Origin of the sequence: Roseibium sediminis, from assembly GCF_008711325.1 — a bacterium.
Taxonomy (GTDB): Bacteria; Pseudomonadota; Alphaproteobacteria; order Rhizobiales; family Stappiaceae; genus Roseibium; species Roseibium sediminis.
This window is the reverse complement of record NZ_VXDB01000086.1, coordinates 1-1,111: the sequence shown is the minus strand read 5'-3', so window position 1 is coordinate 1,111 and position 1,111 is coordinate 1. Positions and strand designations below refer to the sequence as shown.

Below are 1,111 nucleotides of genomic sequence, written 5' to 3'. Positions count from 1 at the left end.
TCTGATCCTCCGTTTCCTAACTATAGGGGCGGACCAATTCAAAGGGGGAGGATCACCATGAGATGCGAGACTAACTTCTTGAATTGCATTAATTTGGCGCAAGATATCCTGCACGACAGGATCGTCGATTTTTAACAGATCGGAATCACTGAAAAAATCTCCTATCTGGCCACTTCCAAGCGTACCTGCTAGATCCGGCAAGTGTTTTGCCATGCACGAAAGATCTGAGCCACAAAGAGCTAATTCATGTTCCTGTTCCAGAGAAAGGACACGGTATTCACCAAGAACATCGCGCATGCATTGAGTATCACCTTCGCAGTTCTCAAATGCCTCGATCATCGACGAAAACTGATCGTGGCTCAGATAGTTATTTCTGAAAGCAGATGTGCCGACTTGGCTGGCAAGTGAAACGTTTCCACCTTCACCACCTGAGAAAAAGTACCCTGCCACGGCGGAGTACAATTCAACCATGCGCAAACCCTTCGAACGCCAAGCCGCCTGAGCCGAAAGAAAGTCATTTGGGTTAGAATAGTCTTCAGCTTTTGGTTCGCTGCTTTTTGCTATGCCAGCATAGAGACTCTGTGCCAATCCACCCGCAGCACCAGCTGCACAGCCTTGTCCGCCGTTCTGGACAGCTCCTGCGGCGCAGCCAGCCAGCCCATGCAGCAGCGCATGAGGGAGAGACCCCTCCCAGTTGGCATTTTTGATCCTGTTTCCACTAGCGTCGTAGGTGACCCCAAGCTCACCGATCTCGAATTGAACGTCGGCAAGGGTCAGGTTCACCAACGTGTTGACCATGGAAGACGAGAAGCCTTCCAGGAAGTCAGTACCGTAGACCGCCGAGGAAAGGCCTGACGAGATTGCTCCATCAAGTGCGCCGTCCAGGATGTTACCCAGCGAGAGACTGCCTTTACCGAAGTTCCCGAGCAGTCGCTAAAAGAGTTCCGTATTGGTTTCGGTCGTGAATCCGGAGCGTATTAAGGTCGATCCCCCGCGTTAAAACGCACCGGTCGAAAGCTGAGCTGGACGGTTTCTTCGTAGAAATATTCGTTGGCGAGCTGGACACCCGCAAAAACCCAATGATTTTGGCTTGGCCTTTTAGGAGCAGCCG

Annotated in this window: 1 protein-coding gene; it reads right to left on the bottom strand. The window is 51.6% G+C overall.

Translation table 11 applies throughout. The features are described 5' to 3' along the window. Nucleotides 1–885: DUF637 domain-containing protein (locus F0155_RS23170; RefSeq protein ID WP_280177019.1), on the bottom strand; the 885-nt coding region annotated here is incomplete at its 3' end. Nucleotides 886–1,111 lie beyond the last annotated feature (226 nt).